Genomic DNA, 21,877 nt, shown 5'->3' on the forward strand with positions numbered 1-21,877 from the left:
GCTGAGCCGACCGCGCCGTGCTGCGCGAGCTGGGGGAGGGCCTGCTCCACGGTGGGGCCTGTGCGCTCGGACACCGTAAGGAGCCGGCGGCCGGCAACACGGGTGGGGTCAGTTCCTCATCATGCGCAGGGCGATGGGGCGTGACACGGCCGGGGCGGCGCGGCGGGCGAGCTCGTTGGCGCCGTGCCCCCGGGACCGGGCGGTGCGCAGGGCTTCGGCGAGCTGGTCTTCGGCAGCGCTGGTCTGGGCGGCCAGCCATCGCATGCGGTCGCGTGCGGCGTCCACGGCGTCGAGTTCGACGGCCGGGTCCTCCAGCTCGGTGCAGTGCACTGTGGTGAACGGTTCGCCGTAGCCGTCGGGTGCGTCGGCGAAGGCGACGGTGACGCGGAGCTTGGGGTTTCCGTACTCGTCGGTGAGTTCGTCGCCGGAGAGGTCCTCGTCACTGATCCAGTTGCGGAGCACGGTCCGGCCGTAGTCGCCGGTGGTGCCCTCATGCTCCTCCGGGGCGTCGCCGGTGATGACGGTGAACCATTCGGGCTGCTCGCCGGAGGCGGCGGCTTCGATCGTGTGCAGGAGCTGCATGAGTGGGGTCCTCCCGTTGCTGCGATACCACCACCATAGCGGTCAACACTTTGACCGGTCAAGATGTTAACCGCCTATCTGGGTGGGGTTTCACCCGCCCCGCACCCCTTTCTTCCTGCTGAGCTGCCCCGCATAGTGGGTCTTGCAGTGTCCGCGAGCGTGGTGCGGCTGGTCACAGCCGTCCTTGCTGCACACAGGACGCGAGTGCTTCACGACAGGGCTGCCGTCGCCGACCACTTCGGCGTGGATCTGCTCAGCAGTCGCCTCCTGGTCGCGCTTCCGCGCCTGCAGATACCGCATGTAGTGCGAGCCGCAGTACCCGCGCGACATGTGGGCCCGGCCGCATTCAGGCACGGTGCAGCGAGACGGTTCACGCTCCCGGGTCGCCGTCTCCATCGCGGCTTTCACCGCGGCGTCGAACGCGGGGTCCTCCAGCCGTATCCGGCGGAGCGTCCGGTAGGTGATCCGGGCCCGCTCGTACGCCTGCACCAGTGGGCCACCGTCTCCGAGTACGTCCAGGACGGCCTGCTTCGCCTCACGGTCGTTCCCGCCCGTGTTGGTTGCGGTGCCGATCGGTACCACCGGCGACCCCTGGCCCTGTGTGCCCGTCAGCCCGCCACGGCGTGCCGCGTCCATGACCGCGGCCTCGAACGCCAGGTCCTGGCGGCGTTCGTCGTAGTACAGCCACCCATGGACGCCACTGCGCCGGAGCACCTCGACGGTATGGTGCCCGGCCGCGAGGAGGCGGAGGACCTCGGTCTTCTCGTCGTCCGTCAGTCTGCGACCACCCGGCTGCCCCATACTCCGAGTATCGCCATTCGCCCACGGCCCGAGTGTGGAGTTCGCCAACACCGTTGCTGTCAGCCCCTCCCGTGGCCGTGGTCCTGGTTACGATCTCTCGGTTTCGGGACAGTGGTGGTGAGAGACAGTCGTCATTCCCTGGTTGTCACTGGTCAGCAGCGGTTCCGGGACGCGGTTTCACTGTCCTGGAAGTGAGAGACGGCCTTGCCGCCCGCAAGGCGTTGGCGCGCGGGCTGCCCGCGACTCCGAGCGCTGCTCCTCGCGACGGCGGATAGCTGAGTCCTCAGTGTCAGCCGGGCCTCAAAAAACAGGCGTGCTGTTGTGGACGGGGTGACGAGGCGGCGCGCTGACTCGGTGACCACTTCCTTGCCTCGGCCAAGTGAAACTCCAGGTCAGTACCGATCCTGGTGACAGCTTTCGCGCTTCGGCCCAACGGAAGTGGCATCCGGGCAGTCCCGTAAGAGCCCACGGGATGTCAGCGGTCTCCCCTACAGTCGCGGCCGTGACCACTTCCACGCCGGGCGGCGATTCCTATGTGTACGTGATCGGCTCTGCCGGATCGAGCCGCGTCAAGATCGGCACCAGCGTCTGTCCTGAGAAGCGGCTGAAAGAATTACAGACCGGCAACCCCGACCGTCTCGATGTGCTCTGGTACACGCCCGGTGGCCGTGAACTGGAGGCCCAACTGCACCAGGCGTTTGCCGACCAGCGTGTTGAGGGCGAGTGGTTCGACTTCGGCGACGTGCAACCGGTCGGCGCGATTCCCGCCGCCGTTCACCAGCACGCCGGGATCACCCCGCGCGCTGGCCGGCCGACCGCGCGCACCGCACCCAGGGGTTCTGGCGCACGCACCGGGCGCGGTGAGCAGATTACGCCGGAACGACTGGCCGGCATCGTCCGGGAGGGCGTACTGAGCGTCGTCCCGGACGTCGTACGGGCCGTCGTCCGCCCAGAACCTGAGCCGGTGAAGGACGACGACCAAGAGAGGGTGCCGGTCAGGAGGAAGCGCGTCGACGGTGATCTGAACCGTCTGATGGCGTTCCTGTTCGGGCCCCTCGCCGCTCAGCACGCGTTGCGCACTGCCGCAGGGAAAAGGGGGTTGGCTGCCCTCGGCGGCTGGCCCAGCCTCGTCGGCTTCGCTGTGCTGGCGGTCGTCGCGATGCCGGTCACCGCGTTCCTCATACTGCGAGTGATCACGCGGGACATCTGGCCCGTGCGGAAACTCCCCCTTCTCGCCGGGCTGGCATTCATACTGTGGGACCTCTTCGGGTTCGACAAGGTAATCCGGGACTTGGTCCTCGCCCGGCTCCCGCTGGAGGACATCGAGACCTTCGCCCGCACCTACTTCACCCAGCCCGCCGTGACGAGCGCCTGGGCTCTCGCCCTCTTCTCATTCGCGATGTGCCTGGCTGGGTACGACGAGCAGCTCAAAGGCCACACGGACGAACAGCGGGCCAAGGACGAGGCGAAGCTGCGTAAGACAGCACGGCCGCCTCTCGTCGGCAGTACGCAGCTTCCAGCGGCTCCAGCAGCCAAGTCGGTGAGCGCCAGGCCCAGCACCGGCCAGATGCCTCCTCCGCCGTCGATCGCCGACCTTCCTCCAGGCATCCCCCGGCAGCCGCCTGCCAAGAACCCCTGACCTCAACACGAATCTGTGATTGACCTTCGGAGCCAACAACACGGATGGCAGGATGAGTTGGGTCGAAAGGTGGGGGTTCGTGCGGGGTGACAGGCGGCAGATTCAGACGGCGGTCCTGGGCGGTGACGACTCGGAGGAGCCGTTGATGCTGCCGCTGGAGGCGATCGAGCTGGACGCCTTCCGCCGCCGGCACGAGCACGACACGTTCTGGTGCGGGCTGCTCCTCGGTGGCTGTGGTGGCCGGCTGACGACGAAGCTGTACACCGACCGTGTCTGCCACTTCGCACACCACCCGGGCCCGGACGGGCTGCCCCACCTCTGCGGCCGCCATGCCCGGGGAGTGAACAGCGCGGACCACTTGTATGTGAAGTCCGCGGCCGCCGCCTGGCTCCGTGCCCGCGACGACCGGGCCGACTTCGGCTTCGCCCGGCCGGACGGCGCGGAGATCGGCTCGGTCGTCGACATCCGGTTCCAGCACCGCGGGCTGCGTGTGCACCTGGACCAGGCGGTGACGCCCGTCTGGGACGCGGAAGGCCACGAACCGGTGCTCGGGGTATCAGTACCGGTGGACCAGGACACGCTGATCCGCCGCTGGTACGTCCACCGCATCCGTCTCGACAGCGAGGGCACCGCACGCCGGGTCCGGATCGGCACCGAGGCCTTCGCCCGGCCCACCGAGTGGTTCTCGTTGGACGAGTGCGCGATGACGGAGCGGGGCCTGTCGACCCCGGCGGTCGAGCGGATCGTCCGTTCCCGCAGCACACCTCCGCCGGTCCGCCGGGCCTTAGGAAAGGACAGGAAGGCGCCGGACGTGCGGACCCGGGTCCAGGTCCTCTTCCGTCGCATCGAGGAGGCCCGCGCCGTGGGGGCCGTGGTCGTGGTGGCCAGGGTGAGCCACACCCTGGCCACCCTGGACGGGGTGGACCAGGAGACGCGCGCACAGATCGACACCGTCCTTCAGGACGCCAAGGTCTGGCTCCAGGAGCAGGCCGTGGCCCGCCAGGAGATGTTCTCCCGGCTCAGCGAAGCCGTGGCCGAGGAGAACGTCCAGGAGGCCCGCAGTCTTCTGACCCGGGTCAATGCGATCGCCGCCCACGACCGCACCGACACCGAGAACCAGACGGTCGGCGCGGCCGCCGGTTTCCTCGCCGGGATGCTCAGGAAGCAGGAAGAAGCAGCCCGGAAGCTGCACGCCGCAGCCGAGGCCAAGGAAGAGGCCCGCCGGAGGAAGGCCCGGCAGAAGACGGAGGCGGTTCAGCGGGTACGGACGACCTTGCGCACCCTGCGCAGTCACGGCCGTTCCATGCCGGAGACGGAAAAGCGGCGCCGGGTCACGATGCTCACCGACCTGGCCCCCACGGCTGGTGATCAACTCACGCGCAGCGAGACCAACCAGATCGAGGCATGGAAGGCCCGCGTGCAACGCGAGCGAGAAGCGGCAGCACCTGAACGTGCGCTTCCAGCGCAGAAGAAGCACGACCCGGTACGGCCGCCGAAAACCAACCGGGACGGACGCACGCAGCAGAAGAAGGGCGAGCCCCGGCTGCACCACCAGGTGGCACGCGGGGACTGGTACAGCGAGACCTGCCCGCGGTGCTACGCCGGGCCCGGGAAGCCGTGCGGCAACGACGACCGCGTCGGACCCGGCCCGACGCGGCAGATCCCGCACGACGAACGCCTGCGCAGAGTCCTGCACCACAGCGACACCCGACACCTGCCTCCACAGCCGCGCCGGGAGAAGCGAGCAGAACAACAGACCGGCGGTACGGCGGCCCGGACCTGGCACGCGCGGGAAGTCAGGTGCCCGAAGTGCCAGGCCCCGCCCGCAACCCCCTGTACACCCCACGGCCCGCACCACGAACGGGTGGAGTGGGCGCAGGAGTTCACCCGCAAGCTGTGGGGCTGATCCACGGGCGCCTATCCGGATGCGCATGGTCTAGCGACGACGGCGGAACGGCCACCACCTGCGGCGTGCGGGGCGGCGAGGCGGGCCCTACTGGGCGCCGTCGACGTAGCGTCCGACGAGGAGAGCGGTGTGCTCGATCTCCTGCTCGGTGCGGGTGGAGTAGTCGATGCGGCCGGTGCGGTGGCCGGGCTGGCGGTACAGGCAGCGGGCCAGGCCCCGACAGACGAGGTGACGGCGCCGGTTCGCGTCCGGGTGCCGGCCGGGACAGTGGATCACCTGGCCTCCGCGACCAGATCCGCCGGCCGCGCCCCGAGCTGGCGGCCGGGTTCGACTGATCACCCAGCACCTCCCACCCGTGTACGCCGCCCGCCTCTTCGACGCCCAGGCCGCCGGCGCCACCGACGCGGAGCTCCAGGCCGTCGTCGCCGAGGGGCTCCAGGCCAGTACTTCACCGACCGCGGCCGCCGCGCCCGGGGCCCTGAGGTGGAGTGCACTGACATCGACGCTGTAGCTCCTGGGGAGGGGCGTGCGGCGACGGGGGCGGATGTGTGCGGCTGGGGCAGGGGGGTGAGTTTCTCCGTTCGGCCTCTCTCGCGGTGACGATGTGATGGGCTGTCATTTTGGGTGCTTGGTGGGATGTTCTGTTCTGTTGGAGGGGTAGTTGATGCAGGGCTTGACGCGGGTGCCGCTGGAGGGCGGCGGGGCGATTCTGTTCGAGGCCGGGCCGGAGCTGGAGCTGGGCGGGCCGGTGAAGGCGGGGCGGGTCGGGGATACGATTCGTGAGCTGCCTCAGACGCTGCAGTCCGCTCTGGTGCCGGTCCGGGAAACGGCGCGGGCGGTGCTGGAGCAGTTGAAGGAGGCCGGGCCGGACGAGGTCGAGGTGGAGTTCGGGGTCGATCTCTCGTCTCAGGCCGGTGCCGTCATCATCAAGAGCGACGTGGCCGTTCATCTGAAGGTCCGGTTGCTCTGGAAGAACGATGAGCCCGTCCCCGCCGCGGGGGACGCCGGAGCATGAGTATCAGGGACGGTCTGCCTACGGGCCACGGCATCAACGGACTCGTGGGGGCCGACCCCGATCGGGCGGCCTCCGGTGCGGGACGTGGTTCCGTGCCGGGTTCGGTGGTTCAGGTCCTGGCGCTGGACGGTGGGGTGGCCGGGGCCGGGTTTCTGGTCGGCGAGGGTGTCGTCGTCACCTGTGCGCATGTGGTGCGCGCAGCCGGGCGGGAGCCGGGCAGCCAGGTGGAGCTCGCTTTCCCGCACCTGCCGGGTGCGCCGCGGGTGTGGGGAGCGGTGCTGGCGGAGCAGTGGCGGGAGCCGAAGGCCGAAGACATCGCATTCGTAGAGCTGGACAGTGTTCCACCAGGCGTACGGGCGTTGCCGTTGGGGTCAGGGGCGGGGTGTCAGGGGCACGGGGTGTCCTCGTTCGGGTTTCCCACCCAGGCACCGCCCGGTGGCCACTTCGGATGGGGCACGGTCGGTGACCTGTTGCCCGACAGCACGGGTACAGGTGTGCTGTTGCAGTTGTCCGGGGCCAACGAGCTGACGACCGGTTTCAGCGGCGGCCCGGTCGTGGACGGGGTGAGCGGGCTGGTGATCGGCATGGTCACATCGATCGCCTCCCCCGATGCCCACCTCAGGGGTCTGGGGATCGCCTACTGCACCCCCGCCGAGGTCCTGCGTAAGGTCCGGCCGGACCTGGCCGAGCACCAGGTATGCCCCTACCGGGGGCTGGAACCGTTCACCGCGGAACACACGCAGTGGTTCCACGGCCGGGAAACCGCCGTGGAAAGCGTGCTGGACGCACTCGGCGGGCAACGGCGGATGCTGTTACTGCTGGGCCCCTCCGGCGCCGGCAAGTCATCCCTCATCCAGGCCGGTGTCCTGCCCGCCCTCACCGACGGTGACCTGCCGGGCAGCGACCGCTGGCTGTCTCTGGTCACCCGCCCCGGCCAGGACCTGTTCACCGAACTGGAACAGGCGGGACTGCCCGGCGCCACATCCGACGGCCTCCTGCCCGCGGTACAACGCCGCCTGGACAACGAACCCGGCCAGGACCGCCTGCTCCTGGTGATCGACCAGTTCGAGGAACTCCTCACGCAGCTGGCCCCCACGGAACACGGAACACCCGACCGTCGTGCGGCTGCCGTGGCCGAACTGCTGGCGTTGATCGATTCACCGGCCGCTGCGAGCGTGATCCTGATCATGCGCGATGACTTCTATCCACAACTCGCGGCCCTGGCCCCGGGACTGCTGGAAGCCGCAGCACCCGCCACCCTCAACGTTCCTGCCACCCTCAACGACCGTGAACTCGAAGCCATCATCACCCTGCCCGCCCAGGCAGTCGGCCTGGGAATCGAGGACGGACTGACGGCACGGATCACCACCGATATCCGTGCCACCGACCCCGGCAACCGTGCACCCGTTACCCTACTTCCGCCCCTGGAGCTGGCACTGAGCCAGCTGTGGGAGCGTCGTGAGAACGGGCGGCTCACCCACCGGGCTTACGAGCAGATTGGAGGCGTCACCGGCAGCCTGGCCACCTGGTGCGACTCCGCCATCCGCCGGCTGCCCGCCGAACACGAATCGACCGCCAAACATATCCTCACCTCCCTGGTCCGGCCCGCCGACCAAGCCCACGCCATCCCGGCCACACGCCAACAGATTCCTCTCTCCCGCCTGCGCGCTTCCACAACCGGCTCCACGGCAGCGGGAGAGGCGTCAGGTGTCTTCAAGAGCGTGCTGGACGCCCTTATCGGCTACCGCATCATCACCACCCGCACGGTGAAACAGCCGGGTGCCGCCATGGGGGAATCGACCGCGGAACTCATTCACGACGCTCTCATCCGCGACTGGGGCGCCCTACGGGACTGGGTGGCACAGGACCACAACTTCCAGGTCTGGCTTCACCGCATCGACGAACAGCAGAGGCGCCACGCGGAGACCGGCATGCCCGGCGACTTGCTGGATGGAACAGCCCTCGCGGAAGGCACGGATTGGGTCCGCCGCCATCGTCCACTCTCACCAGAGATCACCACCTACCTCGCCACCAGCCAACAACGCCAGCAGGCCACACGTGCGGAAGACTCTCGTAGGCACCGGCAGCGCCGCAGGCTACGGAGCGGAATCGCGGTGCTGTTGGTGACGGCGCTGACGGCGGGCGCGGTGGCCTGGCAGTTCCGGCGGACGAACGCGGAACAGCAGGCGCTGGCCACCGCGCGGACGGTGGCGGCGGTGGCCAACGGTATGCGCGCGACCGATCCGGAGACCGCCGCGCTGCTCAGCATCGCCGCGTGGCGGACAGCGCCCGCAGTTGAGGCCAGAGGGGCGCTGTCCCAGTCTGCCGTGCAGCGGGAGATCGCCGTCTTCCACGACCCGACGAAGAGTCCAGGCGCTTTTGAGGCCGAAATGTCTCGCGCTCTGTCCGCCGACGGCCGATACCTGACGACGGAGGTACACGCAGCAGCGCTGGCCACAAAAACAACCCGTTTCGACATTCGTACCGGTAAGCCGGCCGCTCTGGACAAGGACGGCAAGACGTTCGACATCGTGGCGCCTGACGGCAAGTTCGCACTGTCCGGCGGTGTGGTGTCGGATATCGGTACCGATGAGCCCGTCGGGAAGGTGCCGGATACCGAAGATTACGCCCGAGCTCTGGCGTCCGGTGGTGGGCGGGTACTCACCACCAAGGCCGACACCGGGCCCTCCTCCGTCATTGACACGCAAACGGGTCGCACTCTGCTTCAGGTGCCTGATCCGCATCCGGCCCTCTCCGACGACGGACGATACTTGGCGTCCTGCCCCGAGGGTGGCTACCCGGTCCTGTACGACACCGAGAGTGATGGCTCGACGAAACTGCAGGACGCGAACCCCGAGGCGAAATGCGACGATACATCCGCAGTGTGGTCAAGCGCCGACGGCACCAGGCTGTTGACTAGCACAGGCGGACGTCTGTACGCGTGGGACACGGCCGCCCGAAAGCTCCTGTCGTACGGATACGTTGATGAGGACGCCGCAAGCGTGACCACACACATGAGCCCGGACGGAACGCTCGTGGCCAGGAAGGTGAAAGGCGCCATCGTCGTCTCCAGCAGCGAGCACCTGGAAACCCCCCTACTGACACAGGAGACGGCGATGTGGAGCGAGAAGGAGGGTGGAATGGACGCCGGGGGCGGGGCAAACGTCGGGTGGGGGCTGGCTATCAACTCCGAGGCGCACGAGTTGGTTTACCTGGACGGCAACTCGGTACACACACTGGATCTGGACACCTTGAAGCTTCCTCGGCAGGCGGAGTTTGCCGAAATCGGCCGCTATGACGCAGAGACCGGGAGTCTGCAGATCGTGGTCACGGGCAAGGGCTCACGGGTGCAGTCGTGGGAGATTCCCGACGGGACGCGAACGAGCCGCGCGCTGCCGGAAATGGCGTCCGACGTACCCGCTACGCTCACTTCCTCCTATCCAAGTCTGGGCAGGCATCTCGGAGACGAAGACCTTCCGGCCGTGTTCAGCCCGGACGGGACCACTGTGGCATACCCCGATAATGCAGGGTCTCAGGAGGGAAAACCCTTCCATATGGTTCTGCAGGACGTACGCACGGGAAAAGTGCGTCATTCCGTGCTGCTGGAAGAGCCGGAGCGCGGCTACGTCACCTCAATGGCCTTCAGCTCCGATGGGCGAACGCTTGCGGTGAGCCGTTTGGTGGCTGTCAACCAGGACGCATGGTCCGTCGACATCGTCGATGTCAGGAAAGGCAGGAAAACCCGCACACTGGATGGAGTCGGCGGCTACGGGATCGCCCTGGGCGGGGCCGGGGACGACATGGTCCTCGTGACCACGTCGGGCGACCGGGCTGACCTGTCGGGCGGAAAGAAAGTCCGTGGGGCGCTCGGCACGGTCGAACTCAGCGATGTGGAGTTCAGTCCTGATGGAAAGACACTGGCTGTCGGTGAACCAGAGGGGGTCGCGCTGTGGAACGCGGACGGGACGCAGCGGGTGGGACGACTGCCCGCCCCGGAGGGCGGCGGTGATCGCCGAGTTTCGAACCTGCGGTTCTCCCCCGACGGCCGTTCGCTCGTCGGCGTGGTGGGGGAGAACCGGATCCAGATCTGGGACGTGCCCTCCCGGCAACCGGTGGGCGGCGTCCTGCCCGGTGTCGGGGACCGGTTGCTCGACGTGGTGTTCGACGACAAGGGGAACCTTCACCTGGCCGGGGAGAAAGTCCGCTCGTACACACTGACCCTCGATCCGGACAAGCTCGCCGGGGACATCTGCCGGCGGGTGCACCGGGCGAAGAACCTGACCCGGGCGGAGTGGGCGCAGAACGTGCCGAACGCGCCGTACCAGAAGGTCTGTGCCTGAGTGCGTTGTGGCAAACCGGATCTTGTTCGAGGTGCGCGGCCGGTGATCATCTGGACGGAGGTACGGGTATGACCGCGGGCATGAAAGAACGGGCTCCTTGGTAGTGACGCGGTTACGACACCCAGCACGACCAAGGAAGCCCGTTGCCTGATCAGTTGAGCAGTATCTCTGTGCCTGCGTCCACCGCGGTCACCCCTGGGTGTGATTGCTACGTGCTGAGGTGACCCCCGGAGTGTGGACACAGGGGTTCATGCTGCGAGTGAGAGTTTAGCTGTCTTGTGGTGGTGCTGTTCGAACTCCATCGGGGAGAGGTAGGAGAGCGCGCTGTGTCGGCGTCGGGCGTTGTAGTAGGTGAGCCACCGGAATATCTCGAGCCTTGCCTGAGACATCGTCACGAACACTCTCCTGTGCATCGTTTCTCGCTTCAGTCCCTGCCAGAAGCTCTCGGCCAGGGCGTTGACGCTCCTATAGTTGTCAACTCGCTGTGGGGACGGTCCGTGGTGCGGGTCGGATCAGGTGGTAGACCTCGCGGATGACGTAGCGTTTGAGGCAGCGGATGATCTCGCGTTTCGTCTTGCCCTCGGCGGTGCGGCGGGTAACGTAGTCGATCGTCGGTTGGTGGAATCGCATGCGGACGATGACGGTGCGGTAGATCGCGGCGTTGAGCTGGCGGTGGCCGCCGTGGTTGATGCGGTGCCTGCCGCTGGTCATGCCGGAGCCGGTGGGCACAGGAGCGATGCCCGCAAGCTTGGCGAGGGCGGCTTCGGACTTGATGCGTTCGGGGTTGTCGCCGGCCACGACGAGGATCTCCGCGGCGGTGTCCACACCGATGCCGAATGGTTCGAGTAGTTGCGGGGCGGCACGGTGGACCAGCTCAGCGATCATTTTCGTCAGTTCCCTGGCCTCGGCGTCGAGGTACTGCCACCGTTTGGCCAGTGTTCGAAGGGCGTGACGCAGTGCGTCCTCGGGGCCCTCCAGCTGTCGAGGACGCAGGCCCGCCAGGCGCCGGGCCAGAGCGATTTGAGTTTTGCCCGCGGTCTCGTTGCGCAAGAGATCAGGAGCGTGGACAAGCATCGCTTTCATGGTGACCATCGCCGCTGAGCGCTGTTCGACGGCCTGGTCATGGGCGATCTTGAGCTGCCGGATCATCTCGGCTTCACCGTCGGCGCTCTTGGGCGTGGCCGTCGCGAACCCTGCCAGGACGGCTCGGGCGGCGTTCTCGGCGTCCAGGGTGTCGGACTTGCCGTTCATCCGTCGCAGCCGCCGGTCCGGGCGGCCGGCCTCGACCACCTTGTGCCCGGCCCGTCGAAGGAACGAGGCCAGGGTGGCGCCGTAGGAGCCGGTACCCTCGATTCCGAAGGCCAGAATCCTGCCGTATGAGCCTGCCCAGTCCAGGAGTTGCTGAAATCCGCCGGTGTCGGTGGGGATCGTCAAGGTCGCCAGGATCCCGCCGATCGTGTCCATCACTGCAGCGACGTGCACATGCTTGTGTGTGTCGACGCCGATCACGACGTGCCCGGACCTGTGCTGCTCGTTGTTGTCCACCGCGTTCCCTTCGGTCGGTAGCGTGGGGTGCACGCTGTCGCCGGCCGGAGGGACAGGACTGTCACGGGGACGCTTTGACGAGTTGGCTCCAGGCTCCTGACTTGTTCAATTGCGCCCAGACGCGCGGTCTGCAGCCGTAGCGTCCAGGGTGTCGGTCGGCACGGGCCCGCAGTGCTCCTTGCCGCCCTCGGGCTGGCTCACTGATAGCGTGCCGCCGCCGGCCGACACCCGCGCGGTGTGGCTCGACAGAGGCATGAAGGTGACGCAGTGACTTCAAGTCAGGGTGCCCACCGCACTGCCCTTCCTGTCTCATCGAGTGCGAGGCCAGCCTGTGATCCTGATCGGTATCGATCCCCACAAGTCGTCCCACACCGCCGTTGCCGTTGACTCTTCAGGTCATCAGGTGGCCCAGCGCCGGTTCGTCGTCAACGCGGGCACGTTCCGCCAGCTCATGCGCTGGTGCGAGCAGTGGCCTGAACGCCGTTTCGCCGTCGAAGGTGCCGGCGGCCTGGGCCGTTCGCTCGCCCAGCAGCTGGCCGCCGCGGGCGAGAACGTGGTCGACGTGCCTTCCACTCTGTCGGCCAGGGCCCGGCTTCTGGCCACCGGCGGAGACCGCAAGACCGACGCCAAGGACGCCCTCCACGTCGCCCAGGCCGCCCTGTTCCGGAACGACCTGCGGGCCGTGGTGCAGGAAGACCAGACCACGATCCTGCGGCTGCTGACCGAACGGCGCGACGACCTGGTCCACGAGCGCACCCGCGTCCTCAACCGAATGCATGCCGTTCTGCGTGATCTGCTGCCGGGCGGTGCCCCCACGGGGTTGTCGGCCGACAAGGCCGCCGCTCTGATGAAGGGCATCCGGCCAGTTACGGCCACCGACAACTGCCGCCGGGACATAGCGCGTGACCTGCTGGCCGACCTCCGCCGTCTGGACCGGCAGGTCAAGGACAACGAGGCCGAGATGCGCGAGGCTGTCGCGGCCACCCGCACCACGCTGACCGTCCTGCCGGGCCTGGGCACCGTGCTGGCCGCGAAGGTCATCGGCCACATCGGGGACGTCAGCCGCTTCCCCACCGAGCACCACTTCGCCAGCTACACCGGAAGCGCGCCTCTGGACGCCTCCAGCGGCAACAACGTCCGGCACCGGCTCAACACCGGCGGCAACCGTGCACTGAACTCGGTCCTGCACACGATCGCCGTCTGCCAGATCCGTGACGGCGGGCGCGGACAGGACTACTACCTGCGCAAGATCGCGGAGGGCAAGACGCCGGCAGAGGCTCGAAGGGCCCTGAAACGGCGTCTGTCCAATGTGGTCTACCGGATCATGAAACGCGACCAACGGACCCACCTCGCTCAGGCCGCTTGACACACAGAGGCGCTATGAGGTCACGTCCGTCCGGCGGCAGCGCTTGTTGCATGCCCGGCCGGACGGTCGACAGATCAACGCCAGGACACCCGTGGGGTCGGTCGTAAGCAAGAGTCAGACCGTCACGGCCGGGACTACCCGATCCTCGCGGGATCCGGTACGAAGAGACTGACAGTCGTAGCTGGAGCCGACCCTGCCCATGCTTCTGCGGATGCCGTGCAGGTCGCAGACCTGGGCGAACGCGGCCGAGGTGTATTGCGATCCGCGGTCCGCGTGGAAGATCACTCCGGCCACGTCGCCGCCGCGGGTCGCGACCGCGGCCTGGAGCGCGTCGATGACGAGCTCGGCCCGCATGTGCGGGGCCATCGACCAGCCGAGCACTCGGCGCGACCGGATATCGATGACGCAAGCGAGGTAGAGCCACGCGGCTCCGACCTGCACGTATGTGATGTCGCCGCACCACTTCTCGTCCAGCGTACCGGCGGTGAAGTCCCGCTGGACCAGGTCCGCCACCGGCGGCGCGAGGCGGTCCGGGATCGTGGTGCGCTTCTTCTTCCGCAGGTGACGGCCGACGATGCCGTACTTGCGCATCAGCCTGGCCACGCGCTTGTGGTTGACCGTGTGGCCGAAGCCGCGCAGTTCGGCATGGACTCGAAGCGCGCCGTAGTTCCCGCGGTGTTCGGCATGGATTTCGCGGATCTCCTCGACCAGGGCGTCCTCCTCGAACTGCCGCCCCGCCCGCGCCTCGGCGCCGGTGATCCACCGGTAGTAGCCCGAGCGGGAGACCTCCAGTACCCGGCATATCCGCTTGATGCCGAACATTCCGGCGTGGGTGGAGACGAAGTCCCAAGCGGCGGTCTTCACTTCATCTCCCGGGCGAAATAGGCCGCTGCCCGACGCAGGATCTCGCGTTCCAGCTGCCATTCCTTCTCCGCCTTGGCCAGCCGCGCGTTCTCCGCGCGCAGCCGGGCCAACTCGGCCTCGGTGTCCTGCGACGCGCCTGCGGCGACTGCACGACCGTCGGCATCACGCACCCAGGTCCGCAGCGTTTCGGGGTTGACGTTCAGATCAGCCGCGACGTCCTTGAACGTCCGCCTGCCGGCCGAAGCCCTCCACAACGCGATCGCGTCGGACCGGAACTCCGCACTGTACTTCGAGGGCCGTGCCACGTAGATCTACACCTTCCAGGATCAGCAAGATCCATTGTCAGGTGTGTCCACACCACAGGGGTCACCTCACCAATCCCACCACCTGGCCCGACGACAAAGAATTCCTCGGCAAGCCCGCTGACGCCACCACCGGCCTCACCCACATCGGCGCCCGTGAATACGACCCGGGAATCGGCCAGTTCATCAGCGTCGACCCCATCCTCGAACTCGGAAAACACCAGACACTCAACGGATACAGCTACGCCGGCCAGAGCCCTGCCACCAACTCGGACCCCACCGGCACCTGCCTCGACCCGGGCAACGGCCACTGCCAACCGGGCAACAACAGCGGCAAGCCAGACCCGGCCTTCCCGATCAACACCAACCCGGCACCGAGCACAGGTGGTACTGCCGGTGGCGGCGGTGGCGGCGGCAACGGGGGCGGCAACGGGGGGGTCAGTTATACGGGACAAAATGGGCTGCCAGGTTTTGGTCCGACTATCGGACCTGTGCCGGTGAATCTTCCCTACGTCCCCCCCATGGTGGCAGCTCCTGGGTATACGCAGATAAGAGATTGTGCCATGAACCCTACGTATCTTGACTGTAACCCTGAGGATGCCGTTTTGACAGGCGGAGTTGATGGTTTCGTCGAGATCGGGAAGAAGTGGTTCTTGGGTGCACTAGAGCGATATGCAGAATACGGGGAAGATAGTGTGGTTGCTCGACAGGTGATGATGTCTGATGTCACTGCAGCGCATAGGAAGGAGATATCGAAGCGCTACTGGGAAGAGGGAAGGGCTAGCGGAGAGCTGTCGTCAAACTCCATAGCAAAAAAAGGGAACAAGTTTGAACAATTCTCAAAGGATGCTCTTTCGATGGTGGCCGGTGACACGAATGTGGCAACGGCGGTAATGGGGTCGTACACGGCGAACTATAAGATCCTGAGAGCCAATAGGCATGGAATCCAAGCGCGAATAACCATCAGGAACTCGATGACTATTTCCTCGTTTGCTCACATTGCAACGGGATATGGAACGGGATCGGAGCGTTTTGTTCAGCGGTGGCTGGACAATGATGGGATAATTGCGGCCGATGGAGTTGGTCGGAGTCATGACATGACGATCGTCTTCCGGGTTGTCATGCCGTAGACCTGTGTGATCTGGGCGCTCATGGCGTTGGATGCCCAGACTCCTGCGGTACCCAGACCGGTTGGTAGTCTCTGGTAATGGAGCGAGATATGCGCGAAAAGGGATCAATTTTGACTTTCTGCAGTGCTCTAGTCACCACGTCGGTGATGGTTATTTCGCTGTCGGGTTGTGCATTCCTTGACAATGAGGCTACTGTGAAATATCCCGACGGCAAGGTGGTGAGTTCGGAAATTCTTGTTGGTAAATGGGTGTCAGGTGAAGCGGAATTGAACTTGCAGCAGGGTGGGAAATTTTTGGCTGCCGCCGTTATTGGTAGATACTTCGACTGTGTCGATGGCGGGCTGAATGGCGTACAGAGGAAAACTGGTGGAGGAGATTGGCGTAGTCGTGAAAGTCTGGGCGCCAGTACGGTATTCCTGGATTTTGGCGAAGGATGCTATACTGCTTTGACTGTGGGGGATGTGGGGAATAATATGGTTCTGTGGAATCATGTCGAGGGTCGAGATGGCCGACCGACGGTATTTACTCGAGAATAGGTGTCGGCGTACGGTCTTTTAGACGCCTAACTGTCCGATATGTTCCGAGGATTTTCGGCCATAAATTCCCGCACAGGAAGAAGAACGCGCCCTTTTGGTTGCCGACCATCATGTCTATTGATCCGAAACGCTTTGGGTTCAGGCTCGTTGACGGTGTGTGAGTGATCTGGTGGGGATGCGCGGGCCTGGTCGCCGGACGCGCAGGAGGCCGTGCGGTTGCTGGCAGTGTCCGCGCTGGTGGAGGGCCGGGACCGGGTAGAGGTTGCCGCCCTGTTCAAGGTGTCGGTCAGGGCCGTGGACAACTGGTGGGCGAAGTGGCAGGCCGGCGGGCGGGGCGCACTGTTCTCCCGCGCGCGGGGTCGTCGCGTGGGTGAGCATCAGGTCCTGTCGGAGGCCGAGCAGGCCGCCGTGCGGCAGGCTGTCCTCGATCACATCCCCTCCGACCTGGGGCTTTCGGGTCAACTGTGGACACGGGGGCAGATAGGCGAGCTGATCTTCAAGCTGTACCGGGTCCGCTTCACCGAGCCCGGGGTGGGCAAGTACCTCAAGCGTGGGGACTGACCTTCCAGCGTCCGGACAAGCGGGCGGTCGAGCAGGATCCGGAAGCGGTCCGCCTCTGGCACGAGGAGACCTGGCCGGTGATCCGGGCCAGGGCGAAGGCGGAGAGCGCCGAGGTTCTCTTCGGCGACCAGGTCGGGATCCGCTCGGACCAGGTCACCGGCCGCACCTGGGGCGCCAAGGGCACGACTCCCATCGTCCGCCGGACTGGGAACCGGTTCTCCGTGAACGCCATGTCCGCGATCAGCACCCGCGGCCGGATGCACTTCATGGTCTTCACCGAGTCGTTCGACGCGAAGGTCATGTGCCGCTTCCTCGCCCGGCTCGTCGGGCACTTCGACCGGAAGATCCACCTGATCGTCGACCGGCATTCGGCCCACCGCTCGAAGACCGTCCGGGCCTGGCTCGCCGGCCACAAGGACCAGATCGAGCTGCACTTCCTGCCTTCGTACTCACCCGAGCTGAACCCCGACGAGCTGGTCAACGCCGACCTCAAACGCAGCCTGCCCCACACCCACCGGGCCAGGAACCAGACCGAACTCGCCGCCGAAACCCGCAGGTTCTTCCATAGACGCCAGCGTCAACCACACATCGTCCGCGGCTACTTCGGCGGCCCGCACGTCCGCTACGTCCTGGACGAGAACCCTTTGAGTTTCTGATCAATGAGCCTTTTCCAACCTCATGTTGAGGCGTGGTGGAGGACGAGGACTGCCTTCACGATGTCGGTGATCCGGTTGGTGCTGCAGCGGAGCTTCCGCAGGAGGCGCCAACCTTTCAGCACGGCCATGGCCTGCTCGCCGACGCAGCGGATCTTGGCGTGACTGCTGTTGTGCCGTCGCTTCCAGCGCTTGAGCCGTCGGCCCCGGAAGGGGACTCGAATGTGCCGGCCGGCGCCTTGGTAGGCCTTGTCCGCCCAGCACTTCAGTCCTGCGGCCGCGAGCGCGTCGACGATGCCATGGCTTCGGGCCGCGGTCAGGTCGTGAGTGGCTCCAGGCAGAGCCGGGGAAGCCCAGAGCAGTCGGCCGAATGGGTCGGTGAGGACCTGGACGTTCATGCCGTGCCGCTTGTGTTTTCCCGAGTAGTAGGGGGTGTCGGCGGCGATCCGGTCGATCGGCAGCAGAGTGCCGTCCAGGATCACGAACGCTTTCGTCCGGGCCGTCTCCATCGCCTGGGCCAGGGTCGGAGCGCGAACGGCCAGGACTTCGATGGCCTCGTGTATGTACCGGTAGACGGTAGCGATGCCGATTCCGAAGCCGGCGGCAAGCTGGGCGTAGGTGTCGCCGCACCGCAGGTGGGCCAGGGCGAGCAGGGCCTGGCGGCCGGCGGGCAGGCGTCGCCACCGGGTACCGATCTCCCGTCGCCGGACTGCAAGCTGCTCGGCCAGGTGCTGCAAGGTACTGCTGGAAAGATCGATCGACGACGGGTAGGCAAGCACGCGAAGCTCCTGGCGGACACGGGTGATCTTGGTCGAGAACCCGTCTACCAGGAGCTTCGTCGTTCCGTACAGCCCGCACCAACCAACACCACAGCCCCACGGTCAGGTTGAAAAGGACTCCATGTATGCAGATAGTTGGGGGCGACCGGAACGACCGAGCGATCGCCGGGCCGACGTACGGATGCCGCACGTCGGCCTGGTATTTCGGTTCTGGTAGCCCCAAGGTAAAAGTGAAGGTGAAATGTGAAGATAATTTGGCCCCTAATCAGGCTCGGATGCATCGTTTTGTCGGCAGTCGCGCCATTGTCCGTCCTCTACTACGTCTTTTTCGGCGTGTTCGAGGCGCAGTCCGGAGCGGATGTGCAGAGCGGGGGTCGGTGGGCGGTTGCACTCCAGGTTGCCCTTCCCGCAGCGGCCGTCGAATTGGGGACCATCATGGTCGTGATGCTCTGGGCCAAGGCGATGAGCACCAATCCCGCCTCACGTTCCGCTCGCGTTGTCTCGGTCGCAATGGCCGCCCTCTGCGCGAGTATCCTCACCTCGTTCTTCGTGGGCCTGGCGGCGTGGCCCGTGGTCCTATTGAGCTGCATTGTGCCTGCCAGCCTGGCCTCCTCTGCCTTCATGCGGTCTACTACGGCCGTGACCACCCCGCGCGCCTGAGAGTGGCGAATTCCAGGGTCGTAGCAACACAGTGATCAACTGGCTGTTGCCAGGAGCTTAGCGAGACGCTCGGCTGGGGTTTCCCAGCTGAGCGTTTTGCGTGGTCGGCTGTCCAGCTCGGCCGCGACGGCGTCCAGTTCCTCACAGGTTGTAGCGGGCCAGGTGGGTGCCTGCGATCTCTCGGGTTGGTGTCAGTGGCGGTGAGGGTCAGTGGCGGGGATTGTTGTCGTGGGTTCTTGTTGCTGGTCAGAGCGGTGTCGATCGTCTGGTTTCACTGTCATGAGGCGTTATCTCATGGTGGGTGACGCTGTCTCAGGTTCGAGAGTTCTTATGTAGTGAGGCCGGTGGGCGCGGTCTGACCGTACCCGGGCCGCCGACCCCGACGCGCTCTGATCACAGCGGCCGACAGCACGAGACCCCGGGCGGTAAGGGCCGCCCGGGGTCTCTGTGTGACATGACGTGACGTCTGTCAGCCGGTTCAGCGGCGGGCTGCGGCTGGTGTCACGTCCATTCCATTCCGAGTTCGGTGAGGGCGTCGCGTTGTTCGGGGGTGAGCTGGTGGCGTCGGGTTTTGGTGTTGCTGATGAATACGCCGAGTTTCACCAGGTGCTTCTGGCCGTCGATGTCGACGGGTTCTTCGTGTTTCCTCGGTACCGGCCGTTCGTGTCCTTCGCGCTGAAGGTACTGCGCAAGGGCCGCGACTCCCCGTCGGAACGGAGCCGACAACCCGCCCGCCCCTTTCGTCGCGCGTGTTGTCACCGGGGTGGGTTCCGGCTCGTCGGGTGTCACACCGAGCCCGGTCAGCCGCTCTTGCTGCTCACCGCTCAGCTGTGCCCAGGTGTGTGCCTTCCGCTGCTGTGCCAGCCATTTCCCCAGGTCGTCACCCTCGAAGAGGACACCGGGCTGGATGTCGGGGAGGTTTCCGCTGGCCTCGGTGTCGGCAAGGTCCGCGAGGACCCGGTAGTGGCGTTGCCAGTCCAGCGGCCACGAACAGTTCCAGTCCTCATCAATGGTAGCCAGCTGCTCGGCCCGCGTCCCGGCCCGTTCCGGGTCTTTGCTCAGGCCGTCCTTCCTGCGCAGGTTGGCCATGAGCTGCCCGATTGCCACCAGGTCGTCGTCCGCCTCACCCCACACGGCGTCCTGCCGCGGCGCCAGATGCCCATGGGCCCGGCGGAAGGACCGCAGCGCGGCAAGCTTCGCCTCCCATGCTTCGTCCCCTGGTTCCCACACCATCCCCTCCTCATCGAGGAGTTCTTTGCGATGGTCATCGAGCTCACCGGCCCGCTGCGCCCGCCGTTGCTGGTGGACCCACCGCCCCAGCGGGAACCGGGTGACGCCGACTTCGGTCTCGGTGTCGTACGGCACGGCGTAGAGTCCGGTGATCTCATGCTCACCACGCCAGCGTCGCAGGGCTTGGTAGCCGTCGAGCCAGACCAGTGACTCCGGCCGGAATACCCGGGTCCGGAGGAACGCCGCGATCGTCGCGGGATCGCGTGGCGTGGAGAAGTGCAGCAGCGCGGACTCCACCACGGCCTCCGTCCCGTCCTCCAGGGCGACGGCCTCACCCTCCCCTTCGGCCGGGATGATCCGCCCGTCCTCATCCCGTGTCACGTGCACCGGCCGCTCCCGGCTGCTCCGTGTCAGGGCACGCGAAGCCAGCTGCTCGACCAGACGCTCATCATGAGAGCGGAGCCCCTGAAGGAGAGCGACAAGGGGTGCATACGAGGCTGAGGCGATCATGTCGGTGGGGTCCTCGCCGGGGTGCAGCAAGACCGGCACGATGATGCGGGCGGTCTTCGTCGTCCCGTCCGGGTTCGGGCGCAGCGCCCGTCCGATGTTCTGGACGATCTCGACCTGGGAGCCGCGGGTGTCGGCGAAGCAGACGGCTTCGACGCCGCGTTCGCCGACGATGTCGACGCCTTCGCCGAGGATGCGTACGGAGGCGAGGAATGCCCGGTGCACGCGGCGGTCCTCCGGATCAGTCCCGTTGGCGAACTGGCGGAGTACCTCGCGCCGCTCGCTGACGAGGTGGTCGCCGCACAGCCAGTCTGCCCAGACCCGGTCCGGTGGGACGTGCCGGTAGGGCTCCAGCTCGTAGCGCTTGGCCTTGATTGAGGATGCCGGCAGTTTGGCGGCGTCTTTGAGGAACCGGTCGGATGCCTCGGTGGCGTAGAGCTCGGCTGCGGTCTCGGGAAGCTTCTCCGCGAACGCACGCGCCTCCTCGACCCGCTGGTGAAAGGTGAGGACGGTGCGCAGGTTGTGGGCGGCCGCGTGTTCCAGGAGGGCGGTCTGGAGGAGGGCGAGGCGCCGGCCGCGCAGCGCTTCCTCGGACATGCCCGGGACTGGTTCGGGGTCGCGGATCTCGATGACGTCGATCTCGAAGCCCGCGAGGACGCCCCGTTCGATGCTCTCGGAGAGCCCCAGCTCGAAGACCCATTCGCCGTAGGGGCCTGCCGGGTCGGAGGTCATGCTCGCGATCTCCAGCTCCTTGCCGTCCTTGCCCTTCTGCGGCCGAGGCGAGGCAAGGATCCGGGGCGTGGCAGTCAGATACAGGCGGAAGTCAGCCGGGATGCGGGCGTTGTCGTGGATCGCTGCCCACGGACGGCCAAGGTCACCGGCTGTGGAGTGAGCCTCGTCAATGATGGCGAGGTCGAAGCCGCTCATGGACTGCCCGTACAGCCGCTCCCCACCCGCGAGAGCAGCCTCCAGCGGCCCCCGTACCTTCTCCTCGCCCAAGGGGGCGTTGACGTCTTCGCGGTCCACGAGGGAGGCGTACGTGGCGAACACGACCACCGGCCCGCGCCCGGCCCACAACGCCAACTGGATCGGGTTCGTGGTCGTGTTCACCCCGAGCGCCTCCAGGACGTCGTCCTTCTCCAGCGAGCACACCGCCACCATCGGCTCGTTGTGGCCGACCCTGCGCCACACCAGAGTGGTCTGCACGAGGAGATCCAGCGTGGGAACCATGACGAGGATCCGCCCGTCCCTAAAGTTGTCCAGCGCGGCCCAGGCAGCCGTGATGGTCTTGCCGGACCCGGTCGCCGACACAACGGTGGCGCGAGCACCCCTCTCCGGCACAGCGGTTCTTGCAGGGAACCCCACCCACTTCCGGATACGCGCATTCGCATCCACCTGATGTTCCCGCAGCTGAATAGCAGACATTCCCTGGTCCCTTTCTAGGAATTGACCGGCGTGAAA

The 21,877-nt window shown here is 66.4% G+C and carries 12 protein-coding genes and 5 pseudogenes; 9 read left to right on the top strand and 8 right to left on the bottom strand.

Annotated elements, in window-relative coordinates; all coding sequences use genetic code 11:
- Positions 1 to 108 precede the first annotated feature (108 nt).
- Entirely contained in the window at positions 109 to 582 is a 474-nt protein-coding gene (locus OHA98_RS20030; protein ID WP_266927597.1) for a hypothetical protein, read from the bottom strand.
- Positions 583 to 672: 90 nt separating this feature from the next.
- On the bottom strand, positions 673 to 1,383 hold the full coding sequence (locus tag OHA98_RS20035; RefSeq protein WP_266927598.1) for a hypothetical protein: 711 nt from the start codon (positions 1,381 to 1,383) through the stop codon (positions 673 to 675).
- 502 nt (positions 1,384 to 1,885) lie between these two features.
- Here OHA98_RS20035 and OHA98_RS20040 point away from each other — a divergent pair.
- Together OHA98_RS20040 and OHA98_RS20045 are read left to right on the top strand one after the other, a co-directional pair.
- Positions 1,886 to 3,022 carry a GIY-YIG nuclease family protein gene (locus tag OHA98_RS20040; protein ID WP_266927599.1) on the top strand — a complete coding sequence of 379 codons (1,137 nt, stop codon included), beginning with the start codon at positions 1,886 to 1,888 and terminating at the stop codon, positions 3,020 to 3,022.
- A gap of 79 nt (positions 3,023 to 3,101) precedes the next feature.
- On the top strand, positions 3,102 to 4,928 hold the full coding sequence (locus OHA98_RS20045) for a hypothetical protein (protein WP_266927600.1): 1,827 nt from the start codon (positions 3,102 to 3,104) through the stop codon (positions 4,926 to 4,928).
- Between the two features lie 87 nt (positions 4,929 to 5,015).
- Here the strand turns inward: OHA98_RS20045 and OHA98_RS20050 are convergent, their stop codons facing one another.
- A complete protein-coding gene (locus tag OHA98_RS20050) occupies positions 5,016 to 5,204 on the bottom strand; it encodes a hypothetical protein (RefSeq protein WP_266927601.1) in 189 nt (62 codons plus the stop codon).
- Positions 5,205 to 5,250: 46 nt separating this feature from the next.
- On the opposite strand from OHA98_RS20050, the pseudogene OHA98_RS20055 reads away from it, so the two are divergent.
- The 3 genes and pseudogenes from OHA98_RS20055 to OHA98_RS20065 all read left to right on the top strand — a co-directional run.
- Positions 5,251 to 5,432 (top strand): annotated as a pseudogene (locus OHA98_RS20055) (XRE family transcriptional regulator); the annotation flags it as partial.
- A gap of 160 nt (positions 5,433 to 5,592) precedes the next feature.
- Positions 5,593 to 5,943, top strand: a complete 351-nt coding sequence (locus tag OHA98_RS20060; RefSeq protein WP_266927602.1) for a CU044_2847 family protein — start codon at positions 5,593 to 5,595, stop codon at positions 5,941 to 5,943.
- The gene (locus OHA98_RS20065) at positions 5,940 to 10,283 is read left to right on the top strand and encodes a trypsin-like peptidase domain-containing protein (RefSeq protein WP_266927603.1); all 4,344 of its coding nucleotides are present in this window, start codon (positions 5,940 to 5,942) and stop codon (positions 10,281 to 10,283) included. The genes OHA98_RS20060 and OHA98_RS20065 overlap by 4 nt, the downstream gene beginning before the upstream one ends.
- Positions 10,284 to 10,531: 248 nt before the next feature.
- On the opposite strand, the pseudogene OHA98_RS20070 reads toward OHA98_RS20065, so the two are convergent.
- Positions 10,532 to 10,741: pseudogene (locus OHA98_RS20070) on the bottom strand (integrase core domain-containing protein); the annotation flags it as partial.
- Between the two features lie 16 nt (positions 10,742 to 10,757).
- Positions 10,758 to 11,828, bottom strand: coding sequence for an IS110 family transposase (locus tag OHA98_RS20075; protein ID WP_266927604.1), 1,071 nt, complete (start codon positions 11,826 to 11,828; stop codon positions 10,758 to 10,760).
- A 331-nt stretch (positions 11,829 to 12,159) separates the two neighbouring features.
- On the opposite strand from OHA98_RS20075, the gene OHA98_RS20080 reads away from it, so the two are divergent.
- On the top strand, positions 12,160 to 13,194 hold the full coding sequence (locus tag OHA98_RS20080; protein ID WP_266927964.1) for an IS110 family transposase: 1,035 nt from the start codon (positions 12,160 to 12,162) through the stop codon (positions 13,192 to 13,194).
- Between the two features lie 174 nt (positions 13,195 to 13,368).
- Here OHA98_RS20080 and OHA98_RS20085 read toward each other — a convergent pair.
- Positions 13,369 to 14,363, bottom strand: a pseudogene (locus OHA98_RS20085) (IS3 family transposase); the annotation flags it as partial.
- Positions 14,364 to 14,446: 83 nt separating this feature from the next.
- Here OHA98_RS20085 and OHA98_RS20090 point away from each other — a divergent pair.
- The 3 genes and pseudogenes from OHA98_RS20090 to OHA98_RS20105 form a co-directional block, all read left to right on the top strand.
- A pseudogene (locus OHA98_RS20090) lies at positions 14,447 to 14,647 on the top strand (RHS repeat-associated core domain-containing protein); the annotation flags it as partial.
- Positions 14,648 to 15,579: 932 nt separating this feature from the next.
- Positions 15,580 to 16,026, top strand: a complete 447-nt coding sequence (locus OHA98_RS20095; RefSeq protein ID WP_266927605.1) for a hypothetical protein — start codon at positions 15,580 to 15,582, stop codon at positions 16,024 to 16,026.
- A 270-nt stretch (positions 16,027 to 16,296) separates the two neighbouring features.
- Positions 16,297 to 17,240: pseudogene (locus tag OHA98_RS20105) on the top strand (winged helix-turn-helix domain-containing protein); the annotation flags it as partial.
- A 23-nt stretch (positions 17,241 to 17,263) separates the two neighbouring features.
- Here OHA98_RS20105 and OHA98_RS20110 read toward each other — a convergent pair.
- Positions 17,264 to 18,019 (bottom strand): transposase family protein, encoded by a 756-nt coding sequence (locus OHA98_RS20110; RefSeq protein ID WP_266927606.1) that lies wholly within the window; start codon positions 18,017 to 18,019, stop codon positions 17,264 to 17,266.
- Between the two features lie 1,161 nt (positions 18,020 to 19,180).
- Complete coding sequence (locus OHA98_RS20115; RefSeq protein ID WP_266927607.1) at positions 19,181 to 21,841, bottom strand: DEAD/DEAH box helicase; 2,661 nt, start codon at positions 21,839 to 21,841, stop codon at positions 19,181 to 19,183.
- Positions 21,842 to 21,877: the final 36 nt, after the last annotated feature.

It is taken from the genome of Streptomyces sp. NBC_00654 (genome assembly GCF_026341775.1).
Lineage (GTDB): Bacteria > Actinomycetota > Actinomycetes > Streptomycetales > Streptomycetaceae > Streptomyces.